Source organism: Candidatus Enterococcus murrayae (assembly GCF_017315985.1).
Taxonomy (GTDB): Bacteria; Bacillota; Bacilli; order Lactobacillales; family Enterococcaceae; genus Enterococcus_A; species Enterococcus_A murrayae.
Window position 1 is genome coordinate 14,283 of record NZ_JAFLVR010000001.1, and the last position, 16,357, is coordinate 30,639.

At 43.1% G+C, this 16,357-nt stretch carries 15 protein-coding genes; 2 read left to right on the forward strand and 13 right to left on the reverse strand.

Translation table 11 applies throughout. The features are described 5' to 3' along the window. Nucleotides 1–11: 11 nt before the first annotated feature. The 8 genes from aroC to JZO85_RS00120 all read right to left on the reverse strand — a co-directional run bounded on the left by aroC (nucleotide 12) and on the right by JZO85_RS00120 (nucleotide 8,345). Nucleotides 12–1,172 carry a chorismate synthase gene (aroC, locus tag JZO85_RS00085; RefSeq protein WP_207106464.1) on the reverse strand — a complete coding sequence of 387 codons (1,161 nt, stop codon included), beginning with the start codon at nucleotides 1,170–1,172 and terminating at the stop codon, nucleotides 12–14. Between the two features lie 3 nt (nucleotides 1,173–1,175). Then, nucleotides 1,176–2,234 carry a 3-dehydroquinate synthase gene (gene aroB / locus JZO85_RS00090; RefSeq protein ID WP_207106465.1) on the reverse strand — a complete coding sequence of 353 codons (1,059 nt, stop codon included), beginning with the start codon at nucleotides 2,232–2,234 and terminating at the stop codon, nucleotides 1,176–1,178. Nucleotides 2,235–2,268: 34 nt separating this feature from the next. Then, nucleotides 2,269–3,309, reverse strand: a complete 1,041-nt coding sequence (gene aroF / locus JZO85_RS00095; protein ID WP_207106466.1) for a 3-deoxy-7-phosphoheptulonate synthase — start codon at nucleotides 3,307–3,309, stop codon at nucleotides 2,269–2,271. Between the two features lie 21 nt (nucleotides 3,310–3,330). After that, a complete protein-coding gene (aroE, locus tag JZO85_RS00100; protein ID WP_207106467.1) occupies nucleotides 3,331–4,209 on the reverse strand; it encodes a shikimate dehydrogenase in 879 nt (292 codons plus the stop codon). Nucleotides 4,210–4,677: 468 nt separating this feature from the next. Further along, a complete protein-coding gene (locus JZO85_RS00105; protein ID WP_207106468.1) occupies nucleotides 4,678–5,460 on the reverse strand; it encodes an ABC transporter ATP-binding protein in 783 nt (260 codons plus the stop codon). Nucleotides 5,461–5,464: 4 nt separating this feature from the next. Continuing rightward, complete coding sequence (locus JZO85_RS00110; RefSeq protein WP_207106469.1) at nucleotides 5,465–6,346, reverse strand: ABC transporter permease; 882 nt, start codon at nucleotides 6,344–6,346, stop codon at nucleotides 5,465–5,467. Between the two features lie 4 nt (nucleotides 6,347–6,350). Then, on the reverse strand, nucleotides 6,351–7,361 hold the full coding sequence (trpX, locus tag JZO85_RS00115) for a tryptophan ABC transporter substrate-binding protein (protein ID WP_207106470.1): 1,011 nt from the start codon (nucleotides 7,359–7,361) through the stop codon (nucleotides 6,351–6,353). Between the two features lie 423 nt (nucleotides 7,362–7,784). Next, on the reverse strand, nucleotides 7,785–8,345 hold the full coding sequence (locus tag JZO85_RS00120; RefSeq protein ID WP_207106471.1) for a hypothetical protein: 561 nt from the start codon (nucleotides 8,343–8,345) through the stop codon (nucleotides 7,785–7,787). 174 nt (nucleotides 8,346–8,519) lie between these two features. On the opposite strand from JZO85_RS00120, the gene JZO85_RS00125 reads away from it, so the two are divergent. Both JZO85_RS00125 and efbA read left to right on the forward strand, forming a co-directional pair. Next, complete coding sequence (locus JZO85_RS00125; protein WP_207106472.1) at nucleotides 8,520–10,187, forward strand: phosphoenolpyruvate carboxykinase (ATP); 1,668 nt, start codon at nucleotides 8,520–8,522, stop codon at nucleotides 10,185–10,187. A gap of 90 nt (nucleotides 10,188–10,277) precedes the next feature. Continuing rightward, entirely contained in the window at nucleotides 10,278–11,981 is a 1,704-nt protein-coding gene (gene efbA / locus JZO85_RS00130; RefSeq protein ID WP_207106473.1) for a fibronectin-binding protein EfbA, read from the forward strand. Between the two features lie 27 nt (nucleotides 11,982–12,008). Here the strand turns inward: efbA and JZO85_RS00135 are convergent, their stop codons facing one another. From JZO85_RS00135 to JZO85_RS00150, 5 genes are all read right to left on the reverse strand, one after another. Next, nucleotides 12,009–13,025, reverse strand: a complete 1,017-nt coding sequence (locus tag JZO85_RS00135; RefSeq protein ID WP_207106474.1) for an AI-2E family transporter — start codon at nucleotides 13,023–13,025, stop codon at nucleotides 12,009–12,011. A gap of 211 nt (nucleotides 13,026–13,236) precedes the next feature. Continuing rightward, nucleotides 13,237–13,863 carry an orotate phosphoribosyltransferase gene (pyrE, locus tag JZO85_RS23015; RefSeq protein WP_242550129.1) on the reverse strand — a complete coding sequence of 209 codons (627 nt, stop codon included), beginning with the start codon at nucleotides 13,861–13,863 and terminating at the stop codon, nucleotides 13,237–13,239. Beyond that, complete coding sequence (gene pyrF, locus JZO85_RS23020) at nucleotides 13,864–14,580, reverse strand: orotidine-5'-phosphate decarboxylase (protein WP_242550130.1); 717 nt, start codon at nucleotides 14,578–14,580, stop codon at nucleotides 13,864–13,866. Nucleotides 14,581–14,630: 50 nt separating this feature from the next. Continuing rightward, nucleotides 14,631–15,563 carry a dihydroorotate dehydrogenase gene (locus JZO85_RS00145; protein ID WP_207106475.1) on the reverse strand — a complete coding sequence of 311 codons (933 nt, stop codon included), beginning with the start codon at nucleotides 15,561–15,563 and terminating at the stop codon, nucleotides 14,631–14,633. Continuing rightward, nucleotides 15,563–16,351, reverse strand: a complete 789-nt coding sequence (locus JZO85_RS00150; protein ID WP_207106671.1) for a dihydroorotate dehydrogenase electron transfer subunit — start codon at nucleotides 16,349–16,351, stop codon at nucleotides 15,563–15,565. The genes JZO85_RS00145 and JZO85_RS00150 overlap by 1 nt, the downstream gene beginning before the upstream one ends. Nucleotides 16,352–16,357 lie beyond the last annotated feature (6 nt).

A 16,357-nucleotide genomic window follows, 5' to 3' on the forward strand; every position in this document is an offset into this window, starting at 1 on the left:
TACCCTCTCTCTTAAAAGTTTTTAATGGCTTCACGGTATTCAGCAACCGCTTGCTGTAGTTCATCAATTGTATCTGATGAAAATTTCTCTAAAATCTCTTCTGCTAATACTGTAGCAACGACATGCTCCGCTACAACCGAGGCCGCAGGAACTGCCGTGCTGTCTGAGCGTTCAACGCTTGCTTTGTATGGCTCTTTTGTATCGATATCGACACTCATCAGCGGTTTGTACAAAGTCGGGATCGGCTTCATTACTCCGCGAACGATAATCTGTTCACCATTGGTCATTCCGCCTTCGAAGCCGCCAAGGTGATTACTTGTCCGGCTGTAGCCCTGCTGCCAAACGATCTCATCCATTACCTTTGAACCCGGTCGTCGTGCTGCTTCAAAACCAATCCCGAATTCAACTCCTTTGAAGGCATTGATACTCATCATGATTTGAGCGATTTTACCATCTAGCTTGCGATCCCATTGAACATAGCTGCCTAATCCGGCAGGCACGTTGTCTGTTCGTACCTCTACGACACCGCCAATGGTATCTCCTGCCTTTTTAGTTTGGTCGATCAGTTCTTTCACGGCTTCTTCCACTGTTTCGTCGACCATATTGACTTCAGAGACAGCAGTTTTTGCTTTGATATCCTCAACACTTAGCTTTTCTGGGACACTCGCATCGATTCCCCCTAAAACGGCAACGTGACTGGCGATTTCAATATCGACTGCTGCTAAGATTTGTTTAGCAAGAGCCCCGATTGCTACCCGCATCGTAGTTTCACGAGCAGATGAACGCTCAAGCACATTACGAAGATCATTATGATGGTATTTCATACCGCCAACTAGGTCAGCGTGCCCTGGTCGCGGTTTTGAAACCCGACGTAATTTCTCATCCTTTTCAGCCACCTCTTCGACTGACATGACCTTCTGCCAATTTTTCCAATCGCGGTTTTCGACGATCATGGTGATTGGAGACCCTAATGTCTTGCCATGACGGACGCCAGAAGTGATCCGTACCTGGTCCTTTTCGATCTTCATTCGACCGCCGCGACCGTAGCCGCCTTGCCTCCTGCTTAATTCCTGATTGATTGCTTCAACGGAAAGTGCTAGTCCTGCTGGAACACCTTCGATAATTGTAGTTAATTCTGGTCCATGAGATTCTCCAGCTGTTAAGTAACGCATAAACTACTTCCCTTCTATTAAAAAGTCTTTTATTTCTGTCAATTTGATTTTTTTAATGTAGGCCTGACCTATTTCTTTTAACAGGACAATATTCAGGCTGTTTCCTCGCGCCTTTTTATCATGAGTGATGGCGTTATAAAATTTTTCGGCTTCCCAAGGTTGGTACCTGGTGGGTAATTGATATTTTTGATTCATGGCACTGATTTTCTCAGTGATCCCTGCTGGAGAAAGCTTTTTTTCTTCAGCTGATTGGGAAATTTTCACCATTCCGATCGCGACTGCTTCGCCGTGACTAATGGTTCCATATCCAGCCGTGTTTTCGATCGCATGACCGATCGTGTGACCGAAATTCAACAATAATCGCGAACCATTATCGAATTCATCTTCTTCTACAACGGTTTTCTTTACTTGCAAGGCTTTTAGAATGATGGCTTCACTATGAGCTAAAAGATCTTGGATTCCTGTTAGTTTCTCAAGGTCCTTCCACAGTGAAGCATCACTGATTGCGCCGCATTTGATAATTTCGGCAATGCCTTCCCGAACGCGAAGTTCTGGTAAAGTAGTCAATGTTTCTGGATCAATCAATACGCCATCTGGCTGGGCAAAGGTACCGATCATATTTTTCGCTTTACTTGAGTTCACCGCTGTTTTTCCGCCGATACTTGAATCGACTTGAGCAAGCAGCGAGGTGGGAATTTGAACAAAAGCGATGCCCCGCATATATGTTGAAGCAACGAAGCTGGCTAAGTCTCCAACAACGCCTCCGCCTAACGCGATAATTGCGTCGCTGCGGGTAAACTGCTGTTCCGCTAAAAAATCATATAGCCTATTGGCCATCTCTAATGATTTGCTGCTTTCGCCCGCAGGAACGGTATAATGACAAACCTCATAGTCGGTCAGCTGCTGTTGAATCTTATCGCCGTAAAGTGGGAAGACGTGTTCGTCACTGATGATCGCGATTTTCTTATTTTGCCAAAGTGAAGCGATGCATTCACCGACAGAATCAATGGCGTGGCGCTTTACAATAATCTCGTAGCTTTTGTCTGGTAAAACAATTTCCATGAAGCGTTCCTCCTAGTACAGTAAAGAGCGGCCCTTAAATAAGTGAAGGCTCTTTTGTTAGTTCCTTGACCTTTTGCATCGCTTCTACCATGATCTCGACTTCACTCATCATTTGCAGGTAATTCTTCTCATTCAATGATTGTTCGCCGTCAGACCAAGCGTGTAATGGATCAGGATGAATCTCAACGATCATACCGTCTGCCCCGCTAGCGACACCGGCACGAGCCATTGGTGCGACTAAATCCCAAACGCCTGTCCCGTGACTTGGATCAACGATGATTGGGAAGTGGCTCAATTTTTTGATCAGTGGGACAGCACTTAAGTCAAAGGTATTTCGTGTAGCTGTTTCGTAAGTTCGAATGCCTCGCTCAATGAAGATGATTTTTGAGTTGCCTTGAACCGCAATGTATTCAGCAGCATTCAACCACTCTTGGATTGTCCCGGAAATTCCGCGCTTCAAGCCAATCGGTTTGCCTGTCTTTCCGACAGCTTCTAGCAGACGGAAGTTTTGCATGTTCCGCGCACCGATTTGAATAATATCTGTGTATTGACAAACGACATCAATATGAGCTTCATCCATTACTTCAGTGATTACTTTTAATCCATGAGCGTCAGCTGCTTTGCGCATGATCCTCAAGCCTTCTTCACCTAAGCCTTGGAATGCGTATGGAGAAGTCCGTGGTTTGTAAGCTCCGCCACGTAAGATTTTCGCTCCGCCAGCTTTTGCCATACGAGCGGTTTCCATGATTTGTTCTTCGCCTTCGACTGAACAAGGACCAGCCATTGTTACAAAACTGCCGTCGCCGATTTTTACGCCGTCTATATCCACGACTGTATCCTGCGGATGAAATTCTCTTGACGTTAGCTTGTAGGTGTTTGAGATAGCTACTGCTCGTTCAACAACACTGTAGGCTTGAAACGGTACATTTTGAATGATTTTCGGATCTCCTAAGAGGCCCAAGACTAAGCGATCCTTGCCATGATTGATTTGGACTCCCAATCCCTCTTCTTTAATACGGGATAAAATAGGTGATAATTCAGATTCTTGAATGCCTTTTTTTATAATTAAGATCATAGTAATAACTTCCTTCACTTTTTATTTTTTGATTGCTTCTTCCAATAACGGTTGGATTTGTTCAACAGGCATTTCCTGGCCTGTCCATAATTTGAAAGCCGCCGCTCCTTGATAAAGCAGCATGCCTAAGCCGTTGACTGTTTTTGCGCCAGCTGCTTTGGCCGCTTTTAATAATTTGGTTTCACCTGGATGATAGATGACATCAAAGACTGGCAGGTCTTTTCTTAATAAGGACACATTCGGCAATGGCAGCTGATCTGTGTTGGGTGCCATCCCGATATTTGTCGCGTTGATTAATAGGCTGCTTGCTCCTAAAGATTCGGTCAATTGTTTTTCATCTGCTAAGTCATGCAATTGAATTTGACAGTTGGTCTCTTCAGCGATCATCGCAAGCTTTGGCTCGATTTTTTGATAGAAATCATCCTTGATGTTAAATACATCAATCGCCTCTACTCCGTCAATCGCGGCCTGCGTAATAATTGCAGTTGCTGCGCCACCGGCTCCAAGAATCGTCATTCTCTTACCGATGATCGTTATCCCATTTTGCTTTAAGCTTTCCATGCAGCCAATGCCGTCGGTGATATGTCCAATCAATTTTCCATCCTGATTCACGATGGTATTGATTGCTCCGATCAGGCGAGCTGCTTGACTAAGCTCATCAACGTATTTGACTGCTTCCATTTTGTGAGGCATCGATAAATTGATTCCTAACATTTCAAGATCACGAATCGCTTGAACACTTTCACCAAGTCTTTCTGGCTGAACGTCAAAGCTTAAATAGACTGCATCAACCCCCGTCGCTTGGAACGCTGTTGTGTGCATCATGGGTGAAAAGCTGTGCCTTGCCGGCAACGCATATAACCCAGCCAACCGCGTTCTTCCTGAAATTTGATTTTCCATCTTTCCTCACTCCTCTTCATTTTTTATTTGTCCTATAGAAACCAGCTGCTTCGGAATCGTTGGACTCATTTTCCCAAAGCCGGAAAAATGAACTTACTCCCTTTTCGTCTATGTTTGCTGAATTGCAGCGAAACCAGCAAAAAGGCCCACCGTAGAAAATCTACAGTGAGCCTAGTCTCCCATGAAAAGATACCAAAGAAAAAGCCACTATAGATTTTCATCTATGTGGCATTAAGTCGAACTTAAAATCCTTAGCCATCATAGATACAAACTTGTGTCGTTTGCATCCATGAATCATGAATACAAACCTATCTAAAATAGCTAAAGTAATAATTATTCAGTTGTGTGTGCGTACTCTTATTCTTATTCATAAAAATCGCTCCAAACTGATTTAAGATTGAACTTAGTATAGAGTTGTTTTTCTCATAAGTCAACCCATTATTCTAATTTTCTGTAAAAAAACTTTATTTACATTACTTCAGCTACACTCTCGTTCTCTTCAAAAAGCAGGAATAAGTCCGCAAGGCTCATCTGCTTTTTCTCTTCACCATGAATATCTTTGATGATCGCTCCCTTTTCCATCACGATCACGCGATCGCCATAATTTAAAGCATCCTCCATCTTATGGGTGACCATCAAACAGGTTAGATTCTCTTCTTTGATCCGTTGATCCGTTAAAAGCATTAACTGCTTTGCTGTTTTAGGATCGAGTGCAGCTGTGTGTTCATCTAGTAATAATAAATCCGGCTTTGTAATTGTCGCCATCAGCAAGCTCAAGGCCTGACGCTGTCCGCCGGAAAGAAATCCTGTTGGGGTATCGAGATGATTTTCCAAACCATTCCCCACTAGTTTGCAAAGCTCACGATACATTTCTTTCTTTTGGTTCAACTGACGTTGACGCAATCGCCGTTTTTCGCCTCTTTTTTCTGCTAAACCTAAGTTTTCAGCGACAGTCAGTCGTGGAGCTGTTCCCATTTTCGGGTCCTGAAACACACGTGAGATAGCTGTCGCCCGTTGCTCTTCTGATAATTTGGTCAAATCCTTGCCCATTACTGAAACAGTCCCGCTATCTAATTGCAGCGTCCCGGAGATGCTGTTGAAAAGTGTACTTTTTCCTGCGCCGTTGCCGCCTAAGACTGTAACGAACTCGCCAGGGGCGATCGTCAAATCGACATTACTCAGGATTTTACGCTGATCATTCACTCCGTTGCTGATTGTCTTACTTGCTTTTTTAACCTCTAATGCATTCATACGATCACTCCTCCTTTTCCAGTCCAGTCTTTAAGTTCAATGCTTCCTTTAAGCGAGGGATCATCAAGCACAATGCCAAAATGATTGACGAGAAAATCTTCAAATAGGTGGTATCTAAGCCCGCCTTGATGATGATCAGAATCAGCAGCTGATAGATGATGCTGCCCAAAACGATCGCGACCAATCTCTCAACGAAGGTAACTTCGCCATACAATACTTCGCCGATAATAATAGAAGCCAACCCAATAACGATTACGCCCACGCCCTTGGCAATATCTGCATAGCCGTCATTTTGTGCAATCAAAGCTCCAGATAATGCGATCACACCATTTGATAAGGTCAATCCGATTACCTTCATGCGATCGGTATTGATGCCGATCGAACGTGCCATGTTTTCATTGTCGCCTGTCGCAATATAGGCTTGGCCAAAATCAGTGAAAAAGAAAAACAGTAGTAGAGCTACGATAATGATGATCGCGATCAAACCTAACAAAACGATATCAAAATGGTCTGGCAGGTTTAAATTTGTAAAGAAATCTTGGATTTTAGGCTGCTTTAATAAAGAAAGGTTGGGTGTCTGCATAATGAACAGCATCACCGAGTTCAATCCCGACATAACTAGAATTCCAGCTAAGATGACTGGGATTTTTCCTTTTGTATACAGCATGCCGGTAACGAAGCCTGCACACATCCCCGCAACGATTCCCAAAAGTGTTGCTAAGACTGGAGAAACCCCATTAGTGATCGCCGTCACACAGACTGCCCCGCCCAAGGGAAAGGACCCTTCAGTTGTCATATCAGGAAAATTTAAGATTCGATAAGTCATGAATATTCCCAATCCTAAGATCCCCCATAAAAATCCTTGCCCAATTGCTGAAATTACCATTTGTCTACTCCCCTTTAACTACTTCTGCTTTTTCTTTGATTTTTTCTGGAATCGTGATGCCTAATTCTTTCGCTTTTTCTTCATTGATGATCATGTCGCCATAATCAATGACATTTACTGGTGTATCTGCTGGTTTGGCTTTGCCGCTTAAGACATCTGCCGCCATTTTTCCAGTTTCAACCCCTAAGTCAAATTGATTTTGTCCAACAGTTGCGATGCCGCCTTCTTTGGCCATATTGTCTACTGAAACAAACACTGGTTTTTTGGCTTTGTCGGATTCATTGATCAACGTTTGGAACGCACTGGCGATCGTGTTGTCTTGCGGAATATATAGGTAGTCTGTTTCCTGACAAGCTTGTTGCGTAATTTGAGCAATGTCATTACTAGAACTGATCGCGTATTTTTTAACGGTTAAGCCGTCCTTTGTGGCACGTTTTTCTGCTCGTTCAATTTGTGACTTAGAATTTTCCTCCGAAGAAGAATAGATCATACCGACTGTTTTTGCATTTGGAAACATTTCCTTTGCCATATCTAACTGCTGATCAACGGGTGTAAGATTATTTACGCCGGTGATGTTGCTCCCTGGCTTTTTCAAATCTTTTACTAAACCGGCACCGATGGGATCGCTGATAGCTCCCATGATGATCGGCTTATCACTTGTTGCGTTGGCTAATGCTTTCGCTGCTGGTGTGGCGATACCCACTAAAACATCAGAATCTTTTTCTAAGAGCTGCTGGCTCATACTGTTTAATTTGCTTTGATCGCCTTGGCCGTTTAAAAATTCAATTTTGATATTTTTTCCATCTTCGTATCCTTCTTTTTTCAATCCTTCGATTACACCGTCTTTGATTTGGTCTAACGATGGATGACTGATGAATTGCAGGATACCCACGGTTTTCATTTCTTCCTTTTTTTCAGTCGCATTTGTTTGACGCGACCCCATTTGATAAGCAAAAACACCAATTAATACGACTGCTAATGCGATGATTGATCCGATAATCCCTTTGTTTTTCATGAATAATTCCCCCTAGTTTTAATTTTTGTTTTTTTGAAAATGGCTCATTCTGATGAATTTACTTCCCACTGTGTATACGAAGTGAAATTCGCAAAAAAAGACAACTACCCAAAATGCAACGGTAGTTGTCTCAAAGAAAACAAAAACCGCATAGATGGTCTCTATGCGGGAATAAGCACGAAAAAATATCCAGCATAGATACAAAATTTAGAAGTTGCCTAAACGTTGTATCTATGAGTGAATTCATAAATACAACTTATCTACGCCAGTTTTGCCAGCTATTTAATTGATTAGATAAGTTTGCTTGTTTCATGAATGTCACTCCTTCTTTTTTTTATGTTGAGGTTAGTTTAGCGGAAAAAAAATCGACTGTCAACTCTTTTTATTAAAAAAAGCTCATTTATTTTATCCGAATTCTCATTTTTATTTTTTTAGGTCCCACATGGGTAAGCGATTCAACTCAGGAATGAACTCATTGTTCAAATCCTTCAAGCCTTCTACAACAAAGCGATTCTTTTCCTTGCCGTTATGGAAGAAAATGAACGTGACCTGGCGAGGATCAAGCTGATAGGTTTGAGCGATCGTCTCGCTGTCATAAACAATCGGATAATAATAAAATTTGCGGTTCAGCATCGTTTGCTGGTTTGGATCGTCTAGAATCGTCATGACATTATCAAAGGACGTCCCGTTTGGTTGGCTGAACATGATCGAAATCGCCTTTGTTTCTTTGATCTTTTGATCAACGGTCCGATAGTTCAGAGGAATCAGATGGTCTGATTTTAAAGAATCAAAGACTAATTCATTTAATTGATCTTGTCGGATCGTCTTTTGAGCAAATGCTGCCGAAGCGGAAAAAAGGATCGCAAAGATAACTAGACTGGCAGCGATCATTAAGGAGCGACGTTCATTTTCCGACACAATAATTATGAATTTTTGCCAAAAATTAAGTGTTTTTTCTTTAACGATTGCTAAATATCTCTCCATAATCATCCCTCCTTGCTTATCATTATATTATTTTTATCTTAAAAGCGCTACCAGCAAGAAGAAATTTCGTTTTATTTGCGTAGCTCATCCAGTCAGCGTGTTTTATATTTGATTGTTAGCGTTTTCTTTTAATGATATTATAATGATGACAACTTATTTTGAGGAGGTTTTATGATGAGCAGTATTGAACATTTTTCACGTAAGGAAATCACTAAAAGTAATCGGCTTTTCTCCAGTATTCGCAGTGTGATCGAAACAGCATTTTATGGAAATAACGTCACGCGTATCCGCCATCTTACGGATGCCTATGCCTTGGCGAAGTCCAGTCCTGGAACGATCACTACCGATCTGGATGTCGCGCATACGAGCAGATTGCAGCTTCCCACCGATGCGAAGGTCCTAGTGACGAATGATGGGAAAATCGTCGGCCGAACAGCGGCAGCGCGGCGTATTATTGGTCAGCAAGGGATCGACAGCGCTTTTTACAGTGAGCTGCTGAGAGAAGCTGTTTTCAATGCTCGGTCGAAAAAGTTTTATTCCGGCGAAGTCATTGTGGGATTAGATGAAGAATTTACTGTCAAATCTCATTTGATGATACCGGCAGACTACAGCCCCAACCTCTGCTCTTATTTATTGAACTTTCAAATCGGTGACGCGAAGCACTTGTTTTATCAGCAATCAGATGAGATCCATACTGGCGATATCTTCATTTTTGCTGACCCGGATTGGGAGCATCCTGACTTTCCTGATGGTGTGGTGGTGATTGATCCGCTTCATAATTGTGCCGGGATTTTAGGGCTGCGCTATTTTGGCGAATTGAAGAAGGCTACACTGACCCTAGCTTGGGCCACAGCACATCGTAACGGCTTTATTGCGTGCCATGGCGGGATGAAGCAATATTTGCTGGAGGACAAAAAATACACGATGGCAGCATTTGGTCTGTCAGGCTCTGGAAAATCGACGATCACCCTAGCAAAGCCTAAAAATAAAGGAGAGGTTCACGTTCTCCATGATGATGCGTTTGTTATTTCCAAAAAGAAAGGCTCAACTACAGCATTAGAGCCTGCCTATTTTGATAAAACCCAAGACTACCCTATGAGCAGTGAGGAGATAAAATATATTGTGACTGCACAGAATGTTGGGGTGACCTTGGACGAGGAAAATAAGAAGGTCTTGGTTACAGAGGATATCCGCAACGGGAATGGCCGGAGCATTAAGAGTCGTTACGCTACACCGAATCGCGTCGATCATATTGATGAAAAAGTTGATGGCCTTTTTTGGATCATGAAGGATGACAGCCTGCCGCCATTGATCAAAATTGAGGATCCTTCCCTTGCTGCTGTTTTTGGTGCGACGTTGGCGACGAAGCGATCGACTGCGGAGAATGTTGTTGGTGAGGTGACCGATCAATTAGTTATCGAGCCCTTTGCCAACCCCTTCCGCTGCTATCCGCTGCAGGAGGATTATCAAGACTTCAAAGACTTGTTCCAAAAACAAAAAACAGCCTGCTTCATTTTAAATACCGGTGATTTCAAGGGACGCAAGGTCACACCGGATGAAACCCTCAGCAGTATTGAAAAAATCGTTGACGGAACGGCGAAATTCAAGCCTTTTGGTCCGCTGAAGAAGATTAGCTATCTGCCGGTTAAAAAACACGAGCCGGATTTCAACAGCCATCATTACCTGCTTCACCTGATGACGCGACTTGAGACAAGGCTTGCCTTTGTCCAATCGCGCAAAACCTATCAAGGCGGCTACGATCGATTGCCGAATGAAGCCGAACAGCTGCTGCTTCAGCTGCTTGATGAGCTGCATAGTTTTAAGGAATCGATTAGTGTTTAACAGATGACCTGCTTCTCCAATGACTTATTTGGTCATTGGAGCTTTTTTGTTTATAATAGACGTATTATGAATAGAAATGAGGGATAAAACATGTCCTTTGACGGAGTTTTTACCCATGCAATGGTACGAGAATTGAAGGATCAGCTCGTTTCCGGAAGAATATCTAAGATACATCAGCCTTATGAAAATGAAGTCGTACTGGTTATACGTGCTCGAGGAAAGAATCAACGCCTGCTGCTTTCGGCGCATCCTAGCTATGCTCGTATCCAGCTGACAGAGATTGCTTATACCAATCCTGATAATCCGCCAAATTTCGTGATGATGCTGCGTAAGCATCTTGAAGGCGCGATATTAGAAAATATCCATCAGGTGGAAAACGATCGGGTGGTTCATTTTACCTTCAGCAAGCGGGATGAACTGGGCGATCTGCAAAATATTGTTCTGATCGTGGAGCTGATGGGACGGCATTCAACAATCGTCTTGCTGAATAAGCAAACTGGAAAGATTTTAGATGCCATCAAGCATATCGGCCACTCGCAAAACACGTATCGATCGATCCTGCCAGGCAGCGAATATATCGAGCCGCCAAAGCAAGAGCAGGTGAATCCATTCCATGCGACAAAAGAGCAGGTATTTACGCTTCTTTCCACTGCTGAAACACTTGATGGTCGGTATCTGCAGCAAAATTTCCAAGGCTTGGGACGAGATACGGCAGAGGAACTGGCCTTCCGTTTTTCCAAAAAGCCAAATGAGAAAATGGCTGTTTGGGATAGCTTTTGGGCAAGTATTCAGGAAGATCTGGTCCCCACCTTGGGAACAAAAAATAACAAAGAATTCTTTACTCCGGTTCCTTTCGAGACTCTTGATAAGACCGAAACGTATGATAGCTTAAGTGCGTTACTTGATGCTTTTTATGGTGAAAAAGCCGAAAAGGATCGGGTTAAACAGCTGGGAAATGAATTGATTCGCAAGGTAGAAAATGAAATCAAGCGGAATCAAACCAAGCTTGCGAAGCGACAAAAAACCTTGCAGGATTCTGAAAATGCCGAAGAATATCGACGCGATGGTGAATTGCTGACGACATTTATGGCTCAAGTCCCGCGTGGTGTCGATCGTGTGGAGCTGCAAAATTATTATGAAGACAATGCCCCGATCACAATCAAGTTGAATCCAGCGTTGACACCTAATCAAAATGCACAAAAATACTTTCAAAAGTATCAGAAGCTGAAAAATGCAGTCAAATTGGTCTATGATCAAATCGCAGAAGCAAAGGATGAAATTGCTTATCTCGAATCTGTTCTTGCCCAGTTAGAGATCGCAGGTCCGATGGATATCGAGGTTATCAAGGAAGAGCTGGTCGCCAGCGGCTACTTGAAGAAAAAACGCAGCAAGAAGAATCGAAATCATGCGCCTTCCAAGCCTGAGCGCTTTATCGCCAGTGACGGAACAACGATCCTAGTCGGTAAAAATAACTTGCAGAATGACCAGTTGACCCTGAAGCAAGCACGCAAGACGGACATTTGGCTTCATGCGAAGAATATCCCCGGCTCCCACGTCATTGTAAAAAGCGATGATCCTAGCGAGGAAACGTTATTAGAAGCTGCTGAGCTAGCTGCCTACTTCTCGAAATTTCGACAATCGGCGCAAGTTCCGGTGGATTATGTAGCGGTCAAGCATGTTCATAAGCCTAACGGTGCTAAGCCTGGATTTGTGATTTATGAGAATCAGAAAACATTGTTTGTGACACCAGAAGAATCGGTGATTGAGCAATTACGAAAAAATGGAACAGCCTAGTATGGCTGCTCCATTTTTTTTGTTGAATTAGTCTTTCGTCAATTTCGTACGGATTTTAACTCCTAAGATTTCTAAGAAGAAGTTGAAAATGGGAATACCGACGATCAATCCCCAGACACCGAGGAATTTTTCACTAACTAATAAAATAACGAAAGTATAAAAGATCGGCAGCTTGGTCCGGCTCGACATAAACTTTGGATTCAAGATGTAAGCTTCGACACAATGAACGACCACAATCAAAATCAATACGTAAATGACAGTCTGAATCCCTCCTGTTGAATAAGCAATCAAAGTCAACGGGATACAAGAAAAAATCACTCCGGCTACAGGTATTAAACTTAAGAAGAAAATCATAATCGCTAATGTCGGCAATTGCGTGAAGCCAATCAGCCCCAGTCCAACTGTTGTGATCACAGTATTCACGATCGCGATCAACATCTGTACCTCTACCACCACACCAAAGGTCTCAACAAAAACCTTGGCAAAATAATAGATATCTTGGAAAAACCAAGCATACTCGCTGCTCAGGAAGTTTCTTGAAAAAAGAATGGTCTTCTCTTTTTCCACCATAAAGAAAAAACTCAGAATAAAGGACATGATAAAGGAAATAGCCAAGCGGCCAACATTTTGCAGCTGTTCCAAGAGGATGCCAGCCCCGCTTTCTACCTTGTCCTGCCAATTATGATTTTTAAAATAATTGGAAATGAAATTCGTCACCACGTCAGAACCGAACTTTTTATGCTGATAAAAATGAACGATAGAATTGTACGTCGAAGTCACTTGATCGATCAGAATCGTTGAGTATCTGGAAACCAGAAGATACAGCAGCCACAGCTCCAACAGATAAAGAATCGTCGCAATCAAAAAAGTCGGTGCTTTGAGATAACGCTGGATAAATTTGACGATCTTAACTGAGATCAATGTAAAAATAAAGGTCAGTAAGATCGGTGTCATAAAATCTCTCACTAAAAATAGAACAAAGATTACTAATGCAAGGACTGTGAAGCGTCGCAGGCGGGTGTTGTTTAGAAATTTTTCATACATAATGGATACCCTCTTATTCCTATTAATCAATTGTTTTTGCTAGCTATCGGTGAGCGATAAAGCTTGAAATTCATGCAAAAAACTACTGAAAATAATATACCATTAAACTGCTTTTTCAGCTCCTAATATACCTATCGTATTTTTTAATACAAAAAAATCGCTGAATCGCACGTATGCGACTCAACGATTTAAATAAACGCAGAGGATGGGCCTAGCTTAACCAGTTCTCTGGATCTTTGCGCCATTTTTTTAGCAAATCAAGCTGTTCCTGATTGATGTAGTTTTCCTGCAAGGCACTTTCGATCAGTGTTGAATAATTAGTCAAAGTTGCAAGGGGCATATCTGCTGCTTCAAAATTATTCTTCCCTTTTACCAATTCATAAGTGAAGATTGCTGCAACGCCTAAAACATCGGCCCCTTCTCTTTTTGCGGCAGCAGCAGCTTCTAACACGCTGCCTCCAGTTGAAATCAAATCTTCAATTACGACCATTTTTTGGCCTTCCTTGATTCGGCCTTCGATTTGGTTGCCGCGACCGTGGTCCTTGGCTTTGCTGCGAATATAAACCATCGGTAAATCTAGAATCTCTGCCACCCAAGCAGCATGTGGAATACCTGCTGTTGCAGTTCCGGCAATGACTTCAACATTTGGGAATGTTTCTTTGATTTTCGCTGCCAAACCTTGTGCGATCGCGCGGCGAACTTCTGGATAGCTCATGGTTACGCGATTGTCACAATAAATTGGCGATTTCAATCCGCTGGCCCAAGTAAAAGGCGCATCGGGACTTAATGAAACTGCTTCGATTGATAATAAATCTTTGGCGATTTGTTCTGCGATCATTTATACTTCACCGTTCCATTCTTTTTTGATTTGTAAATAGCTTTGATAAGGCTCGTCTGCTTGTGTGATGGGTCTTCCGACAACGATATAATTTGATCCGATCTCACGAGCTTTTGCTGGTGTCATCACACGTTTTTGGTCGCCGACACTGGCGCCCTGCGGACGGATGCCTGGTGTCAGGCAGATAAAGTCTGTACTCGTTGCTTGATGGATTTTTTCCACCTCATGAGCAGAACAGACAACACCGTCTAATCCTGCTTTTTCTGTGCATTGTGCGTAATGCAGCACACTTTCTTGCAGGCTGACCTTGATCAGCTGATCTTCCTGCATTTGTTCTTCGCTAGTCGACGTTAATTGCGTGACGGCGATCAGTTCAGGAACGGCTTGCTTTTCAGGTGTGCCCTCAATCAAGCCCTGCTTAGCTGCTTGCATCATTTCTACTCCGCCTGCTGCATGGACGTTTGTGATCTTGACCCCCATTTTGGCGATTCCGTGCATTGCTTTTTGAACAGTATTGGGGATATCGTGTAGCTTTAAATCAAGGAAAATATCGTGGCCTTGTGCGCGTAGAAAATTAACGATCGCTGGGCCCTCTTGATAAAAGAGCTCCATTCCGATCTTCACAAATAATTTCTCATTGATTGGGAAATGGGTCAAAAATTTTTCAATCTCTTGCTTTGAAGCAAAGTCAAAAGCGATAATTGGTCGTTTTTCCATTCGAACGCCTCCTTTTTCGATTTAGTCAGTTTAAGTAAAGGACGAGCATTTTAACCACGGGAAATTGGATTGGCAGCTCTTACTTCTTGGCGTAATTGTTCCAAAGATTCAATGCCTAACTCTGCCATGCGAATTGGCAGCTCTTCAATCAGCTTAGGACAAATATATGGATCGGTGAAATTCGCCGTTCCGACTGCGACTGCACTGGCACCTGCCATAAACATTTCCAGCACGTCATCAACCGTTTGGACTCCGCCCATGCCGATGATCGGTAATTCACTGACAGCAGCGACTTGATTGATTAAACGGATCGCAACTGGCTTGATAGCTGGTCCAGATAATCCCCCTGTCCGATTAGCCAAAATCGGCTGACGTGTTTTCAAATCGATGCGCATGCCTAATAAGGTATTGATCATTGTAAAGCCGTCTGCACCGCCTTTTTCAATTGCTTTAGCGATGGGCACGATATCTGTGACATTTGGACTTAGCTTGACATATACCGGCACATTTGCAACCTCTTTGACTGCTTTTGTTAGACGATAAGCAACTTCAGGATCTGTTCCAAAAGCGATTCCGCCGTGTTTTACATTAGGACATGAGATATTCAATTCGATGGCTTTGACATTGGGCGCGTCGCCGATTTTGCCGCAGACCTCGACATAGTCTTCCTCGCATGCCCCTGCTACATTAGCGATGATCGGCAGCTCTTGATATTTTTCCAGGCTTGGCAAAATGTCTGTCAATACTACCTCCATGCCGGGATTTTGCAGTCCGATCGCGTTCAGCATGCCGCTGGGTGTTTCTGCTACTCGCGGCGTCGCATTGCCATACCGTTCTTTTGGCGTTGTCGCCTTGATCATAATGGCGCCTAATTGATTCAAATCATAATAATCCGCGTATTCTTTACCGAATCCGAAGCAGCCGCTTGCCGGCATGATCGGATTTTTTAAGTCTAAACCAGGTAATTTGACTGTGATACTCATTAAAAAATGACCTCCCCTGCTTGGAAAACGGGCCCGTCTTCACATACTTTGACACTTTTGTTTTCATCCTCAGGTACATGGCAGACACAGGCATAACAAGCCCCCATCCCGCAAGCCATACGGGATTCCAGCGAAAGCTGAACATTGTCTACTTCAGTGTATAATTGCTCCACGGTTTTTAATAGACCGTTATTTCCGCAGGCAAAGACTGCGTCAGGCTGTTCGGACGCCGCCATCAATAAATTACCGACATTTCCTTGAATTCCGTAGGTTCCGTCATCTGTTGAAAAGCGTGTTTCACCTAATGCCTGAAACTCATCAGCATAATAGACCACTTCCTGTGAACCAAAGCCAAGAAAATGAATCACCTTCACTCCTTTTGCTTTCAACTCTTTGGAAAGCTGATACAAAGGCGGTACACCGATTCCTCCGCCAACGATAAAGGCAGTATCACCGGTGGACAATCCCTCGATCTCAAAACCGTGACCTAATGGCCCCATGACATCTAGCTGATCTCCAGTCGACATTTCCGCAAAATACTTTGTTCCATCTCCTTCGATTCGATAGATGATGGTGCAGGTTCCTTCTGCTGGATCGTATTGATTGATACTGATCGGGCGCCGCAATAATAAGTCACTTCTTGGCACTCGGATATGAAAAAATTGTCCCGGCATCGTCATTTCTTTGACTAATTCGCCAGCTAAAACCAGCTCATAGATTCTCGGTGCTAACTCTCTTTGACGAACGATCGTCATCATTTCCTGCTTCATAACGGCCTCCCTATACATCGACAG

Coding starts and splice junctions, on each gene's coding strand:
- aroC (WP_207106464.1), bottom strand. CDS start 1,172: ATGCGTTACTTAACAGCTGGAGAATCTCATGGACCAGAATTAACTACA.
- aroB (WP_207106465.1), bottom strand. CDS start 2,234: ATGGAAATTGTTTTACCAGACAAAAGCTACGAGATTATTGTAAAGCGC.
- aroF (WP_207106466.1), bottom strand. CDS start 3,309: ATGATCTTAATTATAAAAAAAGGCATTCAAGAATCTGAATTATCACCT.
- aroE (WP_207106467.1), bottom strand. CDS start 4,209: ATGGAAAATCAAATTTCAGGAAGAACGCGGTTGGCTGGGTTATATGCG.
- JZO85_RS00105 (WP_207106468.1), bottom strand. CDS start 5,460: ATGAATGCATTAGAGGTTAAAAAAGCAAGTAAGACAATCAGCAACGGA.
- JZO85_RS00110 (WP_207106469.1), bottom strand. CDS start 6,346: ATGGTAATTTCAGCAATTGGGCAAGGATTTTTATGGGGGATCTTAGGA.
- trpX (WP_207106470.1), bottom strand. CDS start 7,361: ATGAAAAACAAAGGGATTATCGGATCAATCATCGCATTAGCAGTCGTA.
- JZO85_RS00120 (WP_207106471.1), bottom strand. CDS start 8,345: ATGGAGAGATATTTAGCAATCGTTAAAGAAAAAACACTTAATTTTTGG.
- JZO85_RS00125 (WP_207106472.1), top strand. CDS start 8,520: ATGAGCAGTATTGAACATTTTTCACGTAAGGAAATCACTAAAAGTAAT.
- efbA (WP_207106473.1), top strand. CDS start 10,278: ATGTCCTTTGACGGAGTTTTTACCCATGCAATGGTACGAGAATTGAAG.
- JZO85_RS00135 (WP_207106474.1), bottom strand. CDS start 13,025: ATGTATGAAAAATTTCTAAACAACACCCGCCTGCGACGCTTCACAGTC.
- pyrE (WP_242550129.1), bottom strand. CDS start 13,863: ATGATCGCAGAACAAATCGCCAAAGATTTATTATCAATCGAAGCAGTT.
- pyrF (WP_242550130.1), bottom strand. CDS start 14,580: ATGGAAAAACGACCAATTATCGCTTTTGACTTTGCTTCAAAGCAAGAG.
- JZO85_RS00145 (WP_207106475.1), bottom strand. CDS start 15,563: ATGAGTATCACAGTCAAATTACCTGGTTTAGACTTAAAAAATCCGATC.
- JZO85_RS00150 (WP_207106671.1), bottom strand. CDS start 16,351: ATGTATAGGGAGGCCGTTATGAAGCAGGAAATGATGACGATCGTTCGT.